Genomic DNA, 19,309 nt, shown 5'->3' with positions numbered 1-19,309 from the left:
ACCCGGCGCCCCGACGCTTGATCCATGCCGTACGAGAGAACCCCCGCCACCGGCCCCATGCTCGCCGTCTCCGGTGACCTGCTGGTCATCGCCCCGCGCACCGCCCCCGCCCGGCGGGCGTCCACCAACCCGTACCGCAGACTGCTCGCGACCCCGGGCGCCCGCGCCTTCACCGCGGGCAACCTCCTGGCCAGGCTGCCCATGGGGATGTTCAGCGTCAGCGCGGTCATCATGATCGCCGGCTCACGCGGCTCGTACGCCCTGGCCGGAGCCGTCACCGCGACCGGCCTCGCCGCCACGGCGGTGGTCGCCCCCTGGACGGCCCGGCTCGTCGACCGGTACGGACAGGCCAGGGTCGCGGTGCCCGCCACCGCGATCGCCACACTCGGCTCGCTGGCCCTGCTGCTCTGTGTGCACTTCGGAGCCCCGTCCTGGACCCTCTTCGCCTCCTACGCCGCCACCGCCACCACCCCCAACACCGGCGGGATGTCCCGGGCCCGCTGGGCCCATCTGCACCGGGGAGACCCGGCCGCCCTGCACACCGCGAACTCCTTCGAACAGGCCGCGGACGAACTCTGCTTCATGCTCGGCCCGGCCCTCGCCGCACTGCTGTGCGCGGCGCTCTTCCCGGAGGCCGGAACGCTCGTCGGGGCGATTCTGCTGATGGCCGGCGTACTGATCTTCGCCGCCCAGCGCGCCACCGAACCCCCGGTGGCACCCCGCACCCACGCGGGCACCCCGCTGCGCACCCGGGGCATGCCGGCGCTGCTCGCCGCCTTCCTCGCCACCGGCGCGGTCTTCGGCGCCATGGAGGTCGTCACGATCGCCCACGCCGGAGGCGCGATCCTGGCACTCCAGGCGGCAGGCTCGTGTGTGGCCGGGCTGCTGTACGGATCGCTGCGCCCGGCCGCGGACATCCGGCGCCGGCTGCTGATCTGTCTGGCGGGGATGACGACGCTGATGTCCCTGCCCCTGCTCGCGGCAGCCTCGGCCGATTCCCTGCCCGCGCTGGCCGGCGCGCTCCTGTTGGCCGGCGCGGCCACGGCCCCGACCATGGTGACCGGCATGACGCTGGTGCAACGCCTCACCCCGGAGAGCCAGTTGAACGAGGGCATGACGCTGGCCGTGACCGCGCTGCTGGGCGGCATCGCCGCGGGTTCGGCGACCGGCGGCTGGATGGTGGAGCACACCGGACAGGTGACGGGCTACGTCGTCCCGGTCTGCGCGGCGGCACTGGCACTGACCGTCGCGGCCCTCGGCGTCCGGGTTCCCCGGGGGCGTTGACCGGCACAAGAAAGAGGACCCCGTCGCCGGTGGGCGACGGGGTCCTCTTTCACATGGGAATTGTGGAGATGGCGGGAATCGAACCCGCGTCCAACGGTGCAGAACCAGGGCTTCTCCGTGTGCAGTTCGCTGCGATTTTCTCGGCCCCGGAGATCACGCGAACAAGTCTCCGACGGGCTCAGTCACTGTTTGATTTCCTTCCAGGCCCCGTGACCGGGTCTAGAAGTTTAGATCCCTTGATGATGCCAGGATCCGGGTCGGGATCACCCCCGGGCTGACACTTCGCAAGTCGCTACTTAGGCAGCGAGGGCGAAGGAATCGCGCTTGGAGTTGGCGATTATTGGTTGCGACATATGGTTTACGAGATCATTGCCGCTTCCTCGACACGCTTCCCCTGCTTCGACATCCGCTGTCGAAACCGATCATCCCCATGTTGTTTTTTCAAATGCGCGCACCCGCTGTGGAGTGCAGTGCCATCGTACGTGACCGACGCGCGACGATGCCAGCCTATTCCCGGCGACGCCGGGAAGGGCCCCGTCCTACGCGCTCCGCTGGCGCCTGCGCGCCGCCGAGATCGCGCGGTTGGTCTCCCGCAGGTCCTGCTTCTCACGCAGGGTCTGCCGCTTGTCGTACTCCTTCTTGCCCTTGGCGAGCGCGATCTCGACCTTGACCCGGCCGCCCTTGAAGTAGAGCGCGAGCGGCACGATCGTGTGGCCCGTCTCGCCCGACTTCGACTCCAGCTTGTCGATCTCGGCCCGGTGCATCAGCAGCTTGCGCTTCCGCTTGGCCGAGTGGTTGGTCCAGGTCCCCTGCACGTACTCGGGCACATGGATGTTGTGCAGCCATGCCTCGCCGCCGTCGATCTGGACGAAGCCGTCCACCAGGGAGGCCCGGCCCAGCCGGAGCGACTTGACCTCGGTGCCCATGAGCACGAGGCCGCACTCGTAGGTGTCGAGGATGTGGTAGTCGTGCCGCGCCTTCTTGTTCTGCGCGATGAGCTTGCGCCCTGTGTCCTTTTCCTTAGCCATAGTGCGGCCATTTTCGCACTACGACCCACCCCCGAGGCCACTCAATACCGTCTCGGCCCGCTGCTCGGCCCCGGAGCCGACCGTGAGGTCCGGGGTGATGCCCCGGCCGTCGACGCCCCGGCCCGCGGGGGTGCGGTAGTGGCCGACGGTCAGCTCTGCCACCGAGCCGCCCGGGAGCTTGCTGGGCATCTGGACCGAACCCTTGCCGAAGGTCCGCGAGCCGACGGTGACGGCGCGGCCCCGGTCCTGGAGGGCGCCGGTGAGGAGTTCGGCGGCGCTCATCGTGCCGCCGTCGACCAGGACGACGAGGGGGCGGTCGGTGTCACCGCCGGGCTGTGCGTAGAGGGCGCGCTGCTCGCCGTGCACGTCGTACGTGGCGACCAGGCCGCCGTCCAGGAAGGCGGAGGCGGCGGTGACGGCCTCGGTGACCAGTCCGCCGGAGTTGCCGCGGAGGTCGAGGAGCACTCCGGCGTCCGACGGTGCGGTCCGGACCGCTTCACGGACCTTGGCGCCCGAGCCCCGGGTGAACGAGTCGACCTCGATCAGAACAGCCCCGGAGGAGGAACCGGAGGAGGAGCGGGGCGAGGGATCGGAGGAGGAACCGGACGAGGCGGAGGGGGGTGTTCCGATGCGTCGCACAGTGACGGCCTCGGTGGTCAGTCTGGCGCGGCGCAGCGTCTCGGTCCGCAGGCCGGTTCCGCGCCCGATGCCCAGGACGACGGTGCTGCCCTCGGCGGCCTCCGTACGGTCTCCGCGCAGCAGGGCGACGACCTCGGCGACGGGGCGTCTGTCGACCCGGTGGCCGTCGATCGTGCGGAGCAGGTCGCCCGGCTCGATACCGGCCCGGTCGGCGGGGCTGCCGGGCTGGACCCGGGCCACCTCGACCTGCCCGTCGGCGGAGCGCTTCGCGGAGAGCCCGACGCCGGTGTACGAGCCGTCCAGGGCCTGCTCGAACTCCTCGTACTGCCGCTCGTCGTACACCGCGCCCCAGCGGTCGCCGCTGCGGCTGACGACCTCCTCGGCCGCCTCCTTGCCGGACTTGCCGTCGGCCACGGCGCGGGCGGCGGCGTCGGCCACCTCGTCACGGTCGACGGTGGAGGCCACGGAACGGCTCGCGAGCTCCTCGGACTTCGCGCTGCCGCGCGGCAGTGAGCCGGTGGCCGCCGCGGTGGCCAGCACACCCGCGAAAACCAATGTCAGGACCACCCCACGGCGCACGCCGCGGGGCCCGAAACACTGTGTGGGACCCGACATGTCGCCGAGTCTAGGACAACGCCCTCTGGGCGCACGGCCGGTTGGCCGCGCACCCAGAGGGCGCTTGTCACACCTTGAGGTACTTGCGGAGCGCGAAGAGAGCGGCAACGGCAGGCATCAGCAGGCCGATTGCCAGGACCAGGGGCAGCTTGGTGAAGACCGCGTCCCAGCCGATGAAGTCGATCAGATTCAGCTTGCTCTGGAGTTCCAGTCCGCCGTCGATCAGGAAGTACCGGCCGGCCAGGAGCATCACGCAGGCCAGGACACCGCCGATGAGCCCGGCGAACGCGGCCTCCATGATGAACGGCATCTGGATGTAGAAGCCGGAGGCGCCGACGAGCCGCATGATGCCCGTCTCGCGCCGTCGGCTGAACGCGGACACCCGGACGGTGTTCACGATCAGCATCAGCGCGATGATCAACATCAGTGCCATCACGAAGAGGGCGGCCACGTTCATGCCGTTCATCAACTGGAAGAGGTTGTCCAGGATGCTCCTCTGGTCCTGGACGGACTGCACCCCGTCACGGCCGGCGAAGGCGGTGGCGACGACCTTGTACTTCTTCGGGTCGTGGAGCTTGACCCGGAACGACTCCTGCATCTGGTCCGGCGTGATGTTGCTCGCCATCGGCGAGTCGCCGAACTGGTCCTGGTAGTGCTTGTACGCCTGGTCGGCGGACTCGTACGTGACCGTGTCGACGACGTCCATCTTGTGGAGGTCGTCCTCGATCTGCTTCTTCTGCTCCGCGGTGACAGCACCCTTGGCGCACTTGGGCGTTGAGGTCACATCGCTCTTGCTGCAGAGGAAGATCGAGACGTTGACCTTGTCGTACCAGTAGTCCTTCATCGTGCTGACCTGCTCGCGCATGAGCAGCGCGCCGCCGAACAGGGCGAGCGAGAGGGCGACGGAGACGACGACGGCGAAGGTCATCGTGAGGTTGCGACGGAGGCCGACGCCGATCTCCGACAGGACGAACTGGGCGCGCATGGCGTCCTTTCAGTGCTCGATGCTCAGTGCTGGTAGCCGTAGACGCCGCGGGCCTGGTCGCGTACGAGACGGCCCTGCTCCAGCTCGATGACGCGCTTGCGCATCTGGTCGACGATGTTCTGGTCGTGGGTCGCCATGATCACGGTGGTGCCGGTCCGGTTGATCCGGTCCAGCAGCTTCATGATGCCGACAGAGGTCTGCGGGTCGAGGTTGCCGGTCGGCTCGTCCGCGATCAGCAGCATGGGGCGGTTCACGAACGCCCGCGCGATCGCCACGCGCTGCTGCTCACCACCGGAGAGCTCACCGGGCATCCGGTCCTCCTTGCCGCCGAGGCCGACCAGGTCGAGAACCTGGGGCACCGCCTTGCGGATCTCGCCGCGCGGCTTGCCGATGACCTCCTGCGCGAACGCCACGTTCTCCGCGACGGTCTTGTTGGGAAGGAGCCTGAAGTCCTGGAACACCGTGCCCAGCTGGCGGCGCATGTGCGGCACCTTCCAGTTGGACAGGCGCGCGAGGTCCTTGCCCAGGACGTGGACCGCGCCCTGGCTGGCACGCTCCTCGCGCAGGATGAGTCGCATGAAGGTGGACTTGCCGGAGCCGGATGAGCCCACCAGGAAGACGAACTCGCCCTTCTCGATATCGAGAGACACATCCCGTAGAGCGGGACGGCTCTGCTTCGGGTAGGTCTTGGAGACGTTGTCGAATCGGATCACGGATGCACCACGGTCGGCCGGGAGTAGGTGTGCGTGACCATACGCGAACCGGACTGAGGCGTGCAGGCGCGCGTCCGAGGATGGGCGATTTATGGCGGAACGGTACCGGCCGGGAGCGGGTCCGAAGTACGACGGAACGGGTGATGTCCGGCGGGCCGCGCCGAAATCCGCGCGAGCTGGCACAGTGGTAGGGGGAACGGTTGCGTTTCCGGAAGCGTTGTGCGGAGAGAAGGCGTATGCGGCTCCGCCGCGCGGGAGGAGGAAAGCGCATGACCTATGACCGACTGGTGTGCGCGAACTGCGCGGCGCCCGTCAGCGAGGGCCGCTGCCCCGTGTGCCGGGCCAGCCGTGCGCGGCTGCAGCAGGAACAGGGGCAGGGAATGTTCGCCGGGCTGAACCCGGCGATGCTGGTGGCCCTGCTGGTGGTGCTGCTGGGCGCGCTGGCACTGCTGGCGCACCAGAGCATGTAGCCGCCCGCTCCGCCTGGCCGGCCGGCAGGCGCCGGTACGTGTACGTGGAGGGGCCCGGGATGCCGATCGGCGCCCCGGGCCCCTCTGTGTGTATCCGTGTGTATCCGTTACCGCGGGTGCCCCTTAGGCGACCGTACGGCCGTTCACGAGGCGCGGCAGGAACCGGAAGCCGATGCCTCCGGCGATCATCGTCGCGGCGCCGAGCAGCAGGAATGTGGTCTCGGCGGCACCGGTCTCGGCGAGCTCGTCCTTGCCCTTGCCCTGCTCCACCGGCTGGTTGCCGACGGAGTCGGGGGTGGTGTTGTCCGCGCACTTCGCGCCGTCGAGGTCGACGGTGCAGGTGCCGGCGTCGTCGCCACCGCCGGTGACGGAGCCGGAGGAGGCGTTACCGGTGGTACCACCGTTGTCGCTGCCGCCGCTGTTTCCGTTACCGCCGTTGTTGCCGTTGCCGCCGGACTGGTGGCCACCGTTGCCGTTACCGCCGTTGTTGCCGTTACCGCCGTTGTTGCCGTTACCGCCGTTGTTGGCGCCCGCGTCGGTCCCGGCGTCCGTACCCGCGTCCGTACCGGCATCGGTGCCGGCATCCGTACCCGCGTCGGTGCCAGCATCGGTGCCCGCGTCCGTACCAGCGTCCGTACCAGCGTCCGTACCAGCGTCCGTACCAGCGTCCGTACCCGCATCGGTACCGGCATCGGTCCCGGCATCGGTCCCGGCGTCCGTACCCGCGTCGGTGCCCGCGTCCGTACCGGCGTCCGTACCCGCATCGGTACCGGCGTCCGTACCCGCGTCGACGCCGCCCAGGTCACCGCCGCCCGACTCGTTCGCGGGAGACTTGATGTCGGCGTCGACACCCAGACCGCCCTCGTCGACCTGGGCCTTCGTGGACACGACGCCGAGGTCGACACCGATACCGACGGCCGAAGCCGCACCGGCGGCGGTGAGCGAGGCGCCTGCGGCGATGACCGCACCTGCGGCGATCCGCGCGACGCGGACTCGCGTCTTCTTCGTCATGTGCTGCTACCCCCAGTAGCTGATCTCGTCAGTGGAGCAGCCATATGCGGGCCCCGGTTCTCCGGGGTTCGCTCCGAACGGCGCCACACAGAGCCGTGGTCATGCCGCCCGCCCCCGTTCACACCCGTCCCAGACATACGCATGCTGCCCTAGCACCCTGTCCACAGTTAAGGACTACGTCAAGGCCGTTCCGTGCAATATGCACCGCTTTATGCGCAGTTGACCTCCATTCGGAGTCAGGACTGTGACGCACTCAGCACAGCACCCACGCAACCCGGAGCCCCAACTCCCCTTCGGGAACGGCCTCATGCGGCCGACGAAAACGGCGGTGCCGGAAACCCCGCGGGGATTCCGGCACCGCCGGTGAACGCTTGCTCTGCCTACTTCTCCCGCTGCTTGCGCCAGCGGATGCCCGCCTCCAGGAAACCGTCGATCTCGCCGTTGAAGACCGCCTCCGGGTTGCCCATCTCGAACTCCGTACGCAGGTCCTTGACCATCTGGTACGGATGCAGGACGTACGACCGCATCTGGTTGCCCCAGGAGTTGCCGCCGTCGCCCTTGAGGGCGTCCATCTTGGCCTGCTCCTCCTGGCGGCGGCGCTCAAGGAGCTTCGCCTGGAGGACGTTCATCGCGGATGCCTTGTTCTGGATCTGCGAGCGCTCGTTCTGGCAGGAGACGACGATGCCGGTCGGGAGGTGGGTCAGACGGACCGCGGAGTCCGTGGTGTTGACGCCCTGGCCGCCGGGGCCGGAGGAGCGGTACACGTCCACGCGCAGCTCGGACTCGTCGATCTCGATGTGGTCGGTCTGCTCGACCACCGGCAGCACCTCGACACCCGCGAAGGACGTCTGGCGGCGGCCCTGGTTGTCGAAGGGCGAGATCCGGACGAGCCGGTGGGTGCCCTGCTCGACGGAGAGCGTCCCGTAGGCGTACGGCGCCTGGACTGCGAAGGTGGTCGACTTGATGCCGGCCTCCTCCGCATACGACGTCTCGTAGACCTCGGTCTTGTAACCGTGCCGCTCGGCCCAGCGGATGTACATGCGCTGGAGCTTCTCGGCGAAGTCGGCGGCGTCCACGCCACCGGCCTCTGCGCGGATGTTGACCAGGGCCTCGCGGGCGTCGTACTCGCCGGACAGGAGAGTACGGACCTCCATCTCGTCCAGCGCCTTGCGGACGGACTCCAGCTCGGACTCCGCCTCGGCCCGGGCATCGGCGTCGCCCTCGGCCTCGGCGAGCTCGAAGAGGACTTCGAGGTCGTCGATCCGGCCGCGGAGCGCCTCGGTCTTGCGGACCTCGGCCTGGAGGTGCGAAAGCTTGCTGGTGATCTTCTGCGCCGCCTCGGGGTCGTCCCAGAGGGAGGGCGCGGCCGCCTGCTCCTCGAGCGCGGCGATGTCCGCCCTCAGCGCATCCAGGTCCAGGACGGCCTCGATCGACCCCATGGTCGAGGAGAGGGACTTCAGCTCTTCGGAAATATCGACGACTGCCACGGGTCCAGCGTAACGGCTGTCGGGACGGACGTTCCTCGGACCGTCTCGATCACGTCCCCGCGGCCCGGTGTGCCAGGCCCTCGCGGGCCGTACGGGGACAGGGATCTTGGGGGTGCCCGAGATCACCCCCAAGATCGCCTCGCGGCCTCGGGTCAGGGCGTTCCCGGCGCCGAGTTCCCCGTTTCCCGGGCGGGTGCGCCCTCGTCGTCGTCGCCCAGCGCCAGCGCGCCGCCCACGCCCAGCGCCGCCACCAGCACCAGAGCCGCGGCGCCCAGCGTGAGGCGGCGCTTGCGGACGGCCGTGGACTTGTTGCGGGCCGAGCCGGGACGGGGCGTGCCCGGGGAGCGGGGGGCCCTGGCGGTGCCGCGGGGGCCGCCGGAGAGTTCGTCGGGGGCCGGGACACGCATGCTGGTGTGGGTGTCGCGGTTGGAGTCGGCGGACGAGCCGGGGACCAGCGGGACCGCGCCTCGGCGGCGGGGTTCCTCGGCGGCGGGGGTGTACTGCTGCTCGTCGTACGCCTGGGGTTCCGGCTCGGCGTCCGGCTCGTCCACGTCGAGCGGCGGGATGCCGGCCAGTTGCGGGAGCTGCTCGCGCAGCCGGGTCGCGAGCTCGGAGGCGCGCAGCCGCGAGGCCGGGCCCTTGGCCAGGCACTGGACCAGGAGCTGCCAGAGCTCGTCGGGGATGCCGGGGAGCGGTACGACCGTCTCCGTGACGTGGCGGCGCAGGACGGCACCGGGATGTCCGCCGCCGAAGGGCGTGAAGCCGGCGAGAAGTTCGTACAGGACGGTGGCGAGGGCGTAGATGTCGACGGCGGCGCGCGGCGGCAGCCCCTCGACTATCTCGGGGGCCAGGTAGTCCGGCGTTCCGATGATCTTGGAAGCCTTGGTGCGGCGTGGGGTGTCGATCAGCTTGGCCACGCCGAAGTCGGTGAGCAGCGCCGGGTGCGAACCGCCGGGGCCGAGCGGGCCCTCCATGTCGAGCAGGATGTTCTCCGGCTTGACGTCGCGGTGGACCACTCCGGCGGCGTGTGCGGCGGCGAGGCCGTCGGCGACGTCCGCGATGATCGCCACGGCGGCCTCGGGGGCGAGACGGCGTTCGCGGTCGAGGCGGGTGCGCAGGTCGGTGCCGCGCACCAGGTCCATGACCAGGGCCAGGTCGTTGCCGTCCACCACGAGGTCGCGGACGGCGACGACATGGGGATGGTCGAGACCGAGCAGGGCGGTGCGCTCCTGGACGAAGCGCCCGACGAGTTCCTGGTCGGACGCCAGGTCCTCGCGGAGCAGCTTGATGGCCACCGGGCCCTCGGGCCCTTCGCCGAGCCAGACCGTGCCGGCGCTGCCGCGCCCCAGGATCTGGTGTGCGGTGTACCGGCTGCCGATATTCCGTGCCAAGACTGCTCCCTCAGCGGCTGGCGATGGACCGTCGCTCATGACCCCCGGTCGACAAAGTTACGCGTCGGCCGGGGGGTTGAGTGCCCGGGATGGTGCCAACCTTCACTTCCGCGGGCGATATGCGGTGGAAACTGGCCCGCGGAAGTCGATATAGCTACAGAGTTGATGGTGTTGCGACCGCTCAGGGGCTGCTGTTGCCGGTGCTGCCGCCGCCGTCGCTGCCGCCGCCCAGTTTCGAGATCCAGTCGGTGACGGTCGAGAACGTGTCGCTGATCGCGTCCCAGTAGCTCTTGCCCTGGCCGATCCAGTCCTGCAGCGGGGTCAGCTCCCAGATCAGCCAGCCCGCGACGAACAGCAGCACCAGGGTGAACAGGCAGCCCTTGAGGCAGCCGAGGCCGGGGATCCGCATCGGGTTGGCGCTGCGCTGCCTCGGCTCGCGGGGCTGACGCGGGGCCGGCGGCTGGGGTGCGACCGGCTGCTGCGGGGGCGCGTACTGCTGGCGCTGGGGCTGTTGCGGGGGCTGCGGCTGATATTGCTGCTGCCGGTGCTGGGGGTACTGCTGGTGCTGCGGCTGCTGGTACTGCTGGTGCTGCGGCGGCGGCTGACGCCGCTGTTGCGGCTGCTGCTGGGGCTGGGGGCGCTGGGGGCGGCGGCGCAGCGGGTCCTGGCCCGGGTCGAGGTACTGGACCTGGGTCTGCTCGTTGCGGTCGCGGGCCGCCCGGAGCTGGGACTGCCAGGGGTGCGGCTCGTCGGGCTGCGGGGGGCCGTCCGGGCGCGGCGGCACGGGCGGCAGGACCGAGGTCGGGTCGGCGGCGCCGCTCCGGCCGGGGGTCTGCTGCATGACGCTGGTGGCGGCGTTCGGGTCGTACGAGCCGGCGTTGCTCGGCAGCACCTGCGTCGGGTCCGCCGCGCCGGGGTTCTGCGGCACGGCCGCGGGCGCCGGGTCCGGCGCGAGCAGGGCACCCACGCCGTCGGCCGCGGCGATCTGGGCGGAACTGGCGTGCACACCGATCCCGTCCGCGACGACGCGCAGGCCGCGGGCCAGGTTCTCGGCGCTGGGCCGTTGGTCGGGGTCCTTGCTCAGGCAGCGCTCTATCACCGTCCACAGCGGGGCCGGGACGGTACTGGGGCGGCGGGGCTCCTCGCTGAGGTGCCGCTGCAGCACTTCGAGTGCGGTGCCGCCGGCGAACGGCGGGCGGCCGGTGACCAGTTCGTACAGCAGGATGCCCGCGCCGTAGATGTCGACGGCGGAGGTCTGCGGGCGGCCCTCGGCGGACTCGGGCGCCACGTAGGCGGGCGTGCCGACGAACTCGTGGGTGCGGGTGAGGCCCGGGGAGTCGGCCAGGCGCGCAATGCCGAAGTCGGTGAGCATCGGGCGCATCCGGCCGTCGCGCTCGTCGAGCAGGACGTTGGCGGGCTTCAGGTCGCGGTGGACGACGCCGTCGGCGTGGCTGGCGGCGAGCGCGTCGGCGATCTGCGCGGTGAGCAGTGCGGCGGCGACCGGGGTGAGCGGGCCGTTCTCGCGGAGGTAGCGGTGCAGGTCGGGGCCGTCGACCAGGTCCATGACGAGGGCGAGGAGGTCGCCCTCGACGACCAGGTCGCGGGTGCGCACGATGTTCTCGTGGGTGAGCCGGAGCAGCACGGAACGCTCGCGCAGGAACCGCATCACGACGTCGGCGTCGTTGGCGAGCTCCTCCTTCAGAACCTTGATGGCCACGGTCTCGCCGGGCTCGCCGGCGACGGCCGCCTCGGCGCCCGCGGTCTCCCGCTGGCGGGCACGCCAGACGGTGCCCGTGGCGCCGCGTCCCAGCGGCTCCTCCAGGAGGTACTTGCTGCCTACCGGCCGCACGTCATGCGCTCCCTGCAGATCGTGGTGATTGCGGTGCTCCCGGGTCCGCCCGGGAGTTCCGCCCACTCTAGTGGGGTGACCGGCGGGGCCGGGCAGCTCCGTCCGGTTGCTTTCGCCGCCCTGTCCGCCGGTGGCCGGGTGCCGCCCCGAGGAGGAACCGGCCGGTTGCGGAACAAGACGCTCACACCGGGCGGATGGTTGCCGTACACATGTGCGAGGATCCGCCGCGGACGCACTTTCCGGAGCGGTTCCTTCCTCAGCGGCAGGTGTCAAGCAGGCATTTATGGGCGCACAGCCGACGTTTCAAGATCACTTAGCGGTGACCGCCGGGCGCGTTGTCGGTCGCAGGTGCGAGGATGCCTCCAGCACGGACTGTGGGGTCGGGAGCCCTGCGGCACGTGACGAACCTGTACCGGACGACGCGTCCGTGTCGGGTGGGGGGAATCACAGGGCGTTTCCCCTGCCCGGCGCCCCGCGCAGAAGGGACCGCCGACGGCGATGCAGATCCGGCTGACCGTCCTCGCGCCGCGCAGCGGCCAGACCCCGGCGCGCGCGTGCGACGTGCTGGTCACCGCCCCGCCCGGAACGGCGCTCGCCACCGTGGCCTCCAACCTGGCCGCGGCCGTCCTGGGGCCCGACGGCTCGCTCGGCAGCGGCGCGGTGGTGCTGTTCGCCGGGCGTGAGCGGCTCGACGCCCAGCGGTGCGCGCTGGGCGAGCCGCCACTGGTGGACGGCGCGGTGCTCTCGCTCCAGGTCCCGGGCGAGGACGAGGCGGTGGACGACGCCGTCCCGGCCCGGCTGCACGTGGTCGCGGGGCCGGACGCGGGCGGGGTCCATCTGCTGCACGGCGGCCGGATCCGGATCGGCCGCTCCGCCGACGCGGACGTCCCGCTCGACGACCCCGATGTGTCCCGGCTGCACTGCACGGTGACGGTCTCCGCCCACGGCCTGGTCTCGGTGGCGGACCTCGGCTCCACCAACGGCACCCTGCTGGACGGTACGGAGGTCCGCGACCGTCCGGTCCGGCTGAAGCCCGGTGCGCTGCTCCGGCTCGGCGAGTCCACGCTCCGGCTGACCTCCGGCGCGCCCGCGCCTGCGCTGGCCACGGCTCCCGACGGCGAGGGCCATCTGCGGGTGTCCGGCACGGCGGGTGCCGACGACGGCGCCGGGCACGGTCACGCGGCGCCGGTCTCCCCCGCACCCCCCGCGCAGGAGGACTCCGGCCCCGGTCGCGCCTACGGGAACGAGGACGACGGGCGTACCGGCAAACCCCCCTCCCCCGTCCCGGACGACGGGGCTCCCCGGCGGGGCGGGATAGGCGCCTGGGCACGCAGGCTCACGGGCAGCAGGGGCGAGCCCGTGCACGAGGCCGCGCCCGACGGGGCGGGGGCCGCCGGGCCGCCGTTCCCGGCCGCCCTTTCGGCGTCGTCGGGTTCCGCCGCGCAGAGCGCCTGGCCCGACCCGGCAGCCGTGCTGCTGACCGCGCTCGGCCCCGGACCCCGGCTGTGGGAGCGCGGCACCGCCCACCCCGAGGCGCTCGTGGTGCGCCTGGGGACGACGGACCGGGCCGAGCTGCCCGCGGTGCCGGTGACGGTGGGGCTGCGGGAGGCCGGTTCGCTCGGGCTCGCCGGGCCGCGGACCCGGCTGGCCGGGCTCGCCCGCTCGGCGGTGGCGCAGCTCGCCGCGCTGCACTCCCCCGCCGATCTGGAGATCGTGCTGATCAGCACGGACCGCGCCCGCGGCGCGGACGAGCGCAGACGCGAATGGGGCTGGCTCGGCTGGCTGCCCCATCTGCGGCCGACGCACGGCCAGGACTGCCGGCTGCTTCTGGCGTACGACCGCGAGCAGGCCACCGCCCGTGTCACGGAGCTGGTGCGCCGGCTGGACGAAGGCCCGCTCGGGCCCGGCTGGGCGAGCCAGGACCGAAGTACGGTCGCCGAGGCCGCGGAGCGGTACGCGGGTCCGTACACCGTGGTGGTCGTCGACGGCGATCCGGGCTCGGCGGCGCTGCGCGAGAACACCGCCCGGCTGGCCGCCGCCGGTGCCGCGGCCGGCATCCATCTGATCTGCCTGGCCGAGACCCCGGCCGCCACGCCCACCTCACCGGTCGCGGCGACGTACGAGGCCGCCTGCCACGCCTCGATCGCGTTCCGCGAGTGCGGGGCGGTGGCGATGCTCAGCGGCGATGTGGCGACGGCCCTGCGGCTGCTGCGGACGGCGGACGGCCGGGCCGCGGGCCGCGGCACGGTCGCCGCGGTGGACGCGGTGTCGGCGCACTGGGCCGAGCGGTTCGGCCGGGCGCTGGCCCCGTTGCGCACGGAGGGCCCGGCCACGAGCCACGGCCGGTCGGCGTCGGCCGTGCTCCCGACGACCGCCCGTCTGCTGGACGAGCTGGGTCTGGCCCGTGCCACCCCGGCCTCCCTGATGGCCCGCTGGGCCTCCACCGCGGACGACCAGCCGGGCGCCACGGTGCGCGGCTCGGGCCGCTGGACGGGCGGACCGGCGGGCGGCGCGGACGAGGGGGCCGATACCGGGAGCCGCGGTTCGGGCCGTACGGAGCACCCGCGCGGCGCGGGCCACCGCGTGGGCGCCCAGCGCGTGGGCGGCGCGCCGGGCCCGGGCGGATACGCCCCCGGCTCGGGCCGCACCCCGTACCCCGGCAGCGAGAACGCCACCCACATCGGCGCCCCGGTCCACCGCCGCACCCCCGAGGACGACGGCCACGGCACCCCCGACTCGGGCCGCACCTTGTACCCGGACTCCGGCCGCACCTCCTACCCGGACTCCGGCCGCACCCCGTACCCCGGCGGTTCCGGAAGCCGGGTCAGCGGGCCGCGCGGCGGTGACACGCCCCGGGTCGCCGCACGGGGCGCCGGAAGCGCCGCCCCGGCCGGACGCACGCCCGCGCCGCCGACCGCGGACGCGGGCGAAGGGGCGGGCACCGGCACCCCCGCGGCCGTCGGGCGTCCCGTGGTGGTGCTCGGGGCCGGACCCCGGGGCGCCGTCAGCGTGGATCTGGCGGACGAGGGCCCCCACCTCCTCATCGAGGGACCGGCCGGCAGCGGGCGCACGGAGCTGCTGCGGGCCGTCGCCGCCTCGCTCGCCGCGGCCGCCCGGCCCGACCTGCTGGGCATCCTGCTGGTCGACGGCGCGGGCGGCGACCGCGGCGAGGGCCTTGGCCCCTGTACCGAACTCCCGCACGCGTTCACACACCTGGTGGCCTCCGATCCGGTGCGGATGAGGGAGTTCGCCCAGGCGCTGGGCGGCGAGCTGAAGCGCCGCGCCGAGCTGCTCGGCCCCTGCGACTTCACCGAGTGGCACCACCGGCACGAGGTGGCACGGCGGATGGTCGGCCAGCGTCCGCCGGCCACCGCGGAACAGCGCGGTGACGTGGACGCCCCGATGAGCGGGACGCTCCGGCTGCGCCCCACCGCCCGCTCCTCGGACCCCGGCCCCTCCCCGCTGCCCCGGCTCGTCGTCCTGGTCGACGACTTCGACGCGCTGGTCGCTCCGGCGCTCGGCAGCCCCGGCCGCCCCGCCGCGGGTTCGGTGGTGCGGGCCCTGGAGGCCGTGGCACGGGAGGGCGGCCGGCTGGGCGTCCACCTGGTCGCGGCGTCCGCCCGCCCGGACCGTACGGAGGACACGGACCTGGCCCACGGGGCCCGGCTGCGCATCGTGCTGGACGCGCCGGTGGTCCCGCCGTCGCCGGAGGACCCGGCGCCCGGACGGGGCAGGCTCGGGCATCCGGACGGGCGGGTGACCCCGTTCCAGGGCGGCCGGGTGACCGGGCGCATACCGCGTACCGCCACGCTGCGGCCCACCGTCGTGCCGCTGGAGTGGGAGCGGATGGGCGATCCGCCGGCCCGGCGCCCGGTCCGCGAGCTGGGCAACGGGCCGACCGACCTGGCGCTGCTCGCCAGTGCGCTGGAGCGGGCGGCCCGTTCGGTGAACGCCGAGCCGATAGCCCCGTTCGGGCCCGTGCACACCTGACGGAACCCGGGTCCGGACATCCACTGACATCACGTCACGAGCCCATTACGATCAAGGAGTTGACACGAGAAGCGGTATTGCGGCGCCCGCACGCCGGGCATAGGACTGTGCGCACACAACGATGTGAGAGACGGGGAAGCAATGCGCACAACCCTTCGGATCAGCAGGGCCGCCGCGGTCTTCACCGCCGTCGGCGCCCTGGCCCTCACCGGTTGCAGTGACGACGGCAAGAAGGACGGGGCGGACAAGAGCTCGGGGAGCGGCAAGGGAAGCCCCTCCAGTGTCGTACTGCCCAAGCTGGACGGCGAGAAGCTCTCGGTCGCGGCCGTCTGGACCGGTGCCGAGCAGGCCAACTTCGTCAAGGTCCTCAAGGAGTTCGAGAAGCGCACGGGCGCGAAGGTCACCTTCGTCCCGGCGCAGGACCCGATCGTCAACTTCCTCGGTACGAAGATCGCGGGAGGTCAGCCGCCGGACGTCGCGATGATCCCGCAGGTCGGAGCGATCCAGCAGGCCGCCCGGAAGAAGTGGGCGAAGCCGGTCGGCCCCGAGGCCAAGGCCCAGCTGAGCAAGAACTACTCGAAGGTCTGGCAGGACCTCGGCGCGGTGGACGGCACCCAGTACGGCGTCTACTTCAAGGCCGCCAACAAGTCCCTGATCTGGTACAACACCAAGGCGTTCGAGAACGCGGGCGCGGCCGAGCCGAAGACCTGGAAGGACTTCCTGAAGACGGCCGAGACGGTCTCCGCCTCGGGTGTCACCCCGGTCTCCGTCGGCGGTGCGGACGGCTGGACGCTCACCGACTGGTTCGAGAACATCTATCTCTCCCAGGCCGGTCCGGAGAAGTACGACCAGCTGGCCCAGCACAAGATCAAGTGGACGGACCCGTCCGTCAAGGACGCGCTGACCACGCTCGCGCAGCTCTTCGGCAAGCCGTCGCTGATCGCGGGCGGCGCCGACGGCGCCCTGCAGACGGAGTTCCCCGCCTCGGTCACCCAGACGTTCACCGGTGGCGACCAGCCCAAGGCCGCGATGGTCTTCGAGGGCGACTTCGTGGGTGTCAACATCGCGCAGACGAAGGCGGAGATCGGGACGGACGCCAAGGTGTTCCCGTTCCCGGCGGTCGGCGCCGAGTCCCCCGTCGTGACCGGCGGCGACGCAGCCGTGGCACTGAAGGACGGCAAGGGCGCCCAGGCCCTGCTGACCTGGCTGGGCTCGACCGACGCCGCGCAGATCATGGCCGAGCAGGGCGGGTTCATCTCGCCGAACAAGGCCCTGGACGCCTCCGCGTACCCGAACGAGGTGCAGCGCACGATGGCGAAGGCACTGATCTCGGCCGGTGACTCCGTCCGGTTCGACATGTCCGACCAGGCGCCGCAGTCCTTCGGCGGGACGCCGGGCAAGGGCGAGTGGAAGACCCTCCAGGACTTCCTGAAGAACCCGAAGGACATCGCGGGGACTCAAGCGAAGCTGGAGTCCGACGCGGCCAAGGCGTACAAGAGCTGACGCGATGACGACAGCCACTGCGGGGGGCGCCGACGCGGTGCCCCCCGCCGACAAGCAATCGTCCGCCGGGCCGTCGGTGCCCGCGCCCAGGAAGCCGTCCGACCCGTCGTCCGCCGGGCCGGGGCGCAGCCGCCGGAGCGTGACCGGCACCCGCCGGTTCATCGCGGTGCTCTTCCTGGCACCCGCGCTGGTGCTGCTGGGCGCGCTCGTGGTCTATCCGATCGTGTACTCCGTCTACCGGTCCTTCCTCGACCAGGCGGGTACGGGCTTCGCCGGGCTCGACAACTACAAGGCGCTGTTCACGGACGACACCATCCGTACGGCGGTCAAGAACAACGCGATCTGGGTCGTGCTCGCGCCGACGGTCTCCACGGCCCTCGGGCTGATCTTCGCGGTGCTCACGGAGCGGATCCGCTGGGGCACGGCTTTCAAGCTGGTCGTCTTCATGCCGATGGCGATCTCCATGCTCGCCGCCGGCATCATCTTCCGGCTGGTGTACGACGCCGCTCCGGAGCGTGGGGTCGCCAACGCCGTATGGGTGGGTGTGCACGACACCTTCACCGAGTCGTCGGGGTATCCGAAGGCGCATCCGCTCCCCGTCCACCCGCTCAAGGCGGGCGCCGGCGGTTCGTTCGTCACCAAGGCGCCGGTACGGGCCGGGCAGCCGGTGCAGCTGCCGCTGGTCGGTGTGATCCCGGCGAACATGCCGAAGGACGCGAAGCCCGCGAAGGCCGCCGCGGCGAAGGACGGCGAGATCGCCGGCACCGCGTGGCTGGACTTCACCAAGGGCGGCGGGGGCCGGCCCAATGTCATCGACGCCAAGGAGCTGGGGCTCAAGGGCCTCAAGGTCGAGGCGGTCAAGGACGGCAAGGTGGTCGCCTCGGCGACGGCGGGTGCGGACGGCACGTTCACCCTGCCCGCGTCGGCGGACGGCGCCGGACTCCGGCTGCCGGCCTCGAACTTCGAGGAGCCGTACAACGGGGTCGAGTGGCTCGGCCCGACCCTCGTCACCCCCGGGATCATCGGTTCCTACGTCTGGATGTGGGCCGGGTTCGCGATGGTGCTGATCGCGGCGGGGCTCGCGGGGCTGCCCCGTGAACTCCTCGAAGCGGCCCGGGTGGACGGCGCGAACGAGTGGCAGGTGTTCCGCCGGATCACGGTGCCGATGCTCGCGCCCGTCCTCTCTGTGGTGCTGGTCACGCTGATGATCAACGTCCTGAAGGTCTTCGACCTGGTCTTCATCATCTCCCCTGGCTCCTCGCTGGCCGACGCGAACGTGCTGGCGCTCCAGCTCTACCGCTCCTCGTTCGGCACGGACGCCGACCTCGGGATCGGCAGCGCCATCGCCGTACTCCTGCTGCTGCTGGTACTCCCGGTGATGTACGTCAACATCCGCCGGATCCGGAAGGAGGGGCGCCGATGACGACAGCGCCGACCACGGCCACGAGCACAGCGGCCGAAGACGTTCCGGTGAAGGCCGGACGGTCCCTCGGCGCACGCATCGCCGCCCGCGCCGGCGGTGGTGCGATGCGGATCTTCCTCGTTCTGGTGGGCCTGTTCTGGCTGATGCCGACGATCGGGCTGCTGCTGTCCTCGCTGCGCGGCGCGGACGACATCGCGGCGACCGGCTGGTGGAAGGTCTTCACGGCCCCGTCCCAGCTCACCTTCGACAACTATGCCGCGCTGCTGGACAATTCGACGATCACCCACTCCCTCCTCAGCACGGTCGTGATCACCGTCCCGGCGACCGTCCTGGTCGTGGTGATCGGTTCCCTGGCCGGATACGCCTTCGCCTGGATGGAGTTCCCCGGCCGGGACTGGTGGTTCCTGGTGGTCGTGGGGCTGCTGGTGGTCCCGGTGCAGGTCGCCCTGGTCCCGGTATCCAAGCTCTTCGGCGCGGTCGGGATCTTCGAGACGACCTTCGGCGTGATCATCTTCCACACGGCCTTCGGTCTGCCCTTCGCGATCTTCCTGCTGCGGAACTTCTTCGCGGAGATCCCGAGGGAGCTGCTGGAGGCGGCCCGGCTGGACGGGGCGGGCGAGATCCGGCTCTTCACCCGGGTCGTGATGCCGCTGGGCGGTCCGGCGATCGCCTCGCTCGGGATCTTCCAGTTCCTCTGGGTGTGGAACGACATGCTGGTCGCGCTGATCTTCGCCGACTCGGACTCGCCGCCGATCACGGTCGCCCTCCAGCAGCAGGTACGGCAGTTCGGCAACAACATCGACGTGCTGGCGCCCGGCGCCTTCGTGTCGATGGTGATTCCGCTGGCGGTCTTCTTCGCCTTCCAGCGCCAGTTCGTCTCCGGCGTGATGGCGGGCGCGGTGAAGTAGGCGCTGCCGGACA

14 protein-coding genes and 1 other RNA gene are annotated in these 19,309 nt (G+C 71.6%); 6 read left to right on the top strand and 9 right to left on the bottom strand.

The genetic code is table 11. The features are described from left to right. The first annotated feature begins 24 nt into the window (after window positions 1-24). Window positions 25-1,284: an MFS transporter gene (locus IE107_RS19630; protein WP_229867102.1), complete on the top strand. Its 1,260-nt coding sequence runs from the start codon at window positions 25-27 to the stop codon at window positions 1,282-1,284. 60 nt (window positions 1,285-1,344) lie between these two features. On the opposite strand, the gene ssrA is transcribed toward IE107_RS19630, so the two are convergent. From ssrA to ftsE, 5 genes are all read right to left on the bottom strand, one after another. After that, window positions 1,345-1,714, bottom strand: a transfer-messenger RNA (tmRNA) gene (ssrA, locus tag IE107_RS19625). Between the two features lie 109 nt (window positions 1,715-1,823). Continuing rightward, complete coding sequence (gene smpB / locus IE107_RS19620; protein ID WP_189545119.1) at window positions 1,824-2,312, bottom strand: SsrA-binding protein SmpB; 489 nt, start codon at window positions 2,310-2,312, stop codon at window positions 1,824-1,826. Between the two features lie 18 nt (window positions 2,313-2,330). Beyond that, window positions 2,331-3,566: a S41 family peptidase gene (locus IE107_RS19615; RefSeq protein WP_189545118.1), complete on the bottom strand. Its 1,236-nt coding sequence runs from the start codon at window positions 3,564-3,566 to the stop codon at window positions 2,331-2,333. 67 nt (window positions 3,567-3,633) lie between these two features. Continuing rightward, window positions 3,634-4,551, bottom strand: coding sequence for a permease-like cell division protein FtsX (gene ftsX / locus IE107_RS19610; RefSeq protein WP_189545117.1), 918 nt, complete (start codon window positions 4,549-4,551; stop codon window positions 3,634-3,636). Between the two features lie 23 nt (window positions 4,552-4,574). Then, on the bottom strand, window positions 4,575-5,264 hold the full coding sequence (ftsE, locus tag IE107_RS19605) for a cell division ATP-binding protein FtsE (protein WP_072484165.1): 690 nt from the start codon (window positions 5,262-5,264) through the stop codon (window positions 4,575-4,577). Between the two features lie 269 nt (window positions 5,265-5,533). Between ftsE and IE107_RS19600 the strand changes: the two genes are divergently transcribed. Beyond that, window positions 5,534-5,734 (top strand): hypothetical protein, encoded by a 201-nt coding sequence (locus IE107_RS19600; RefSeq protein ID WP_189545116.1) that lies wholly within the window; start codon window positions 5,534-5,536, stop codon window positions 5,732-5,734. A 123-nt stretch (window positions 5,735-5,857) separates the two neighbouring features. Here IE107_RS19600 and IE107_RS19595 read toward each other — a convergent pair whose 3' ends face one another. The 4 genes from IE107_RS19595 to IE107_RS19580 all read right to left on the bottom strand — a co-directional run bounded on the left by IE107_RS19595 (window position 5,858) and on the right by IE107_RS19580 (window position 11,472). Further along, the gene (locus tag IE107_RS19595) at window positions 5,858-6,745 is read right to left on the bottom strand and encodes a hypothetical protein (protein WP_189545115.1); all 888 of its coding nucleotides are present in this window, start codon (window positions 6,743-6,745) and stop codon (window positions 5,858-5,860) included. 380 nt (window positions 6,746-7,125) lie between these two features. Beyond that, a complete protein-coding gene (prfB, locus tag IE107_RS19590) occupies window positions 7,126-8,232 on the bottom strand; it encodes a peptide chain release factor 2 (RefSeq protein WP_189545114.1) in 1,107 nt (368 codons plus the stop codon). A gap of 152 nt (window positions 8,233-8,384) precedes the next feature. Further along, window positions 8,385-9,623: a serine/threonine-protein kinase gene (locus IE107_RS19585; RefSeq protein ID WP_189545113.1), complete on the bottom strand. Its 1,239-nt coding sequence runs from the start codon at window positions 9,621-9,623 to the stop codon at window positions 8,385-8,387. A gap of 181 nt (window positions 9,624-9,804) precedes the next feature. Next, window positions 9,805-11,472 (bottom strand): serine/threonine-protein kinase, encoded by a 1,668-nt coding sequence (locus IE107_RS19580; protein ID WP_189545112.1) that lies wholly within the window; start codon window positions 11,470-11,472, stop codon window positions 9,805-9,807. Between the two features lie 498 nt (window positions 11,473-11,970). Here IE107_RS19580 and IE107_RS19575 point away from each other — a divergent pair, with 498 nt between their 5' ends. The 4 genes from IE107_RS19575 to IE107_RS19560 all read left to right on the top strand — a co-directional run bounded on the left by IE107_RS19575 (window position 11,971) and on the right by IE107_RS19560 (window position 19,296). Then, complete coding sequence (locus IE107_RS19575) at window positions 11,971-15,462, top strand: FHA domain-containing protein (RefSeq protein WP_189545111.1); 3,492 nt, start codon at window positions 11,971-11,973, stop codon at window positions 15,460-15,462. 141 nt (window positions 15,463-15,603) lie between these two features. Continuing rightward, window positions 15,604-16,965 carry an ABC transporter substrate-binding protein gene (locus IE107_RS19570; RefSeq protein ID WP_189545110.1) on the top strand — a complete coding sequence of 454 codons (1,362 nt, stop codon included), beginning with the start codon at window positions 15,604-15,606 and terminating at the stop codon, window positions 16,963-16,965. A 4-nt stretch (window positions 16,966-16,969) separates the two neighbouring features. Beyond that, window positions 16,970-18,388 (top strand): carbohydrate ABC transporter permease, encoded by a 1,419-nt coding sequence (locus tag IE107_RS19565; protein WP_189545109.1) that lies wholly within the window; start codon window positions 16,970-16,972, stop codon window positions 18,386-18,388. Further along, complete coding sequence (locus IE107_RS19560) at window positions 18,385-19,296, top strand: carbohydrate ABC transporter permease (RefSeq protein ID WP_189545108.1); 912 nt, start codon at window positions 18,385-18,387, stop codon at window positions 19,294-19,296. Before IE107_RS19565 ends, IE107_RS19560 begins: the two co-directional genes overlap by 4 nt. Window positions 19,297-19,309 lie beyond the last annotated feature (13 nt).

Source organism: Streptomyces gelaticus, from assembly GCF_014649535.1.
Lineage (GTDB): Bacteria > Actinomycetota > Actinomycetes > Streptomycetales > Streptomycetaceae > Streptomyces > Streptomyces gelaticus.
This window is presented reverse-complemented; position numbering and strand designations above follow the sequence as displayed.